Source organism: Microbispora oryzae (assembly GCF_017896165.1).
Lineage (GTDB): Bacteria > Actinomycetota > Actinomycetes > Streptosporangiales > Streptosporangiaceae > Microbispora > Microbispora oryzae.
Genome location: NZ_JAFCNB010000054.1, coordinates 1 through 1749 on the forward strand (window position 1 = coordinate 1; position 1749 = coordinate 1749).

The following is a 1749-nucleotide window of genomic DNA, read 5'->3' on the forward strand; positions in this document are numbered from 1 at the left end:
CGGTATGTGTGGTTGTACTACTCGCCTCGGTTGAGCACGCCGAGCGGGGACGCGCCGGCCAGTGGGACGCAGTCGCAGTTCGATCAGTGGAAGGGGCATTTGAATCTGTCCCGGTTCACGTTGAAGTCGGACGACACGCTGGATCTGGCCAGTGAGAAGGTCGTGCTGGAGGTGGCCAACGATCGGGGGATGTGTTGCCATGTGGGTGGTGACATCGACTTCGATGCGCAGGGCAACCTGTATCTGACGACGGGGGACGACAGTAACCCGTTCGAGTCGGGTGGGTACGCGCCGCTGGATGAGCGGTCGGATCGTAATCCGCAGTATGACGTGCAGCGGACGGCGGCCAACTCCAATGATCTGCGGGGGAAGTTGCTGCGGATCCATCCGGAGGCGGATGGGTCGTACACGATCCCGTCGGGGAATCTGTTCGCGCCGGGGACGGCGAAGACGCGGCCGGAGATTTATGGGATGGGGTTGCGTAACCCGTTCCGGATGTCGGTGGACAAGGCCACGGGTGTGGTCTATCTGGGTGATTACGGGCCGGATGCGGGGACGTCGGACGCGAATCGTGGGCCGAGTGGTCAGGTGGAGTTCAACCGGATCACGGGTCCGGGGAACTTCGGGTGGCCGTACTGTACGGGGTCGAACACGGCGTCGGAGACCTATGGGGAGTGGACGTTCCCGAATGGGCCGTCGTTGGGGAAGTTCAACTGTTCGGGTGGTCCGACGAACAACTCGTTCCGGAACACGGGTCTGACGACGTTGCCGGCGGCGAAGCCGGCGTGGATCAAGTATGCGGGTGATTCGGGTTCGCCGCCGGAGTTCGGGTCGGGGTCGGAGTCGCCGATGGGTGGTCCGGTGTATCGGTTCGATCCGAGTTCGAGTTCGGCGGTCAAGTTCCCGCAGTCGTTGGACGGGCGGTTCTTCGCGGGGGAGTACGGCCGGAAGTGGATCAAGGCGATCGAGGTCAAGAGCGACGGTTCGCGTGGGGAGATCTCGGCGTTCCCGTGGTCGGGTACGCAGGTGATGGATATGGCGTTCGGGCCGGATGGTGCGTTGTATGTGCTGGATTACGGCACGGGTAGCAACAACCAGGCGCTGTATCGGATCGAGTACATCGGGACGGCGAACCGGAATCCGGTGGCCAAGGCGGCGGCGAACACGACGTCGGGTGCGGCGCCGTTGGCGGTGACGTTCTCTTCGGCGGGTAGTTCCGACCCTGAGGGTGGGGCGCTGACGTATTCGTGGAGTTTCGGTGACGGCGGGACTTCGACGGCGGCGAACCCGTCGCATACGTATACGGCGAATGGGACGTATACGCCGACGTTGACGGTGCGGGATCCGCAGGGGTTGACGGGTACGGCGAGTCTGGTGGTGACGGTGGGGAACACGGCGCCGGTGGTCAGCATGTCGTTGCCGGTGGATGGGCAGTTGTTCTCCTTCGGTGACACGGTGCCGTTCCAGGTGTCGGGTAGTGACGCCGAGGATGGGGCGTTGGACTGTTCGAAGGTGACGGTCACCTATTTCCTGGGGCATGACAGTCACAGTCATCAGATCACGGGTAAGTCGGGGTGTAGTGGGTCGATCGCGGTGCCGGTCGATGGTGAGCATGACGCCGCGGCGAACCTGTATGGGGTGTTCGTCGCCTCTTACACCGATTCGGGTGGGTTGACGACGACGGATATTCATACGTTGCAGCCGCGTCATCGGCAGGCGGAGCATTTCGCTGCGATGCAGGGTGTGCAG

The 1749-nt window shown here is 63.2% G+C and carries 1 protein-coding gene; it reads left to right on the forward strand.

The features are described 5' to 3' along the window. Nucleotides 1-30 precede the first annotated feature (30 nt). On the forward strand, nucleotides 31-1749 hold a 1719-nt coding region (locus tag JOL79_RS33475), incomplete at its 3' end, for a PKD domain-containing protein (RefSeq protein ID WP_230985970.1).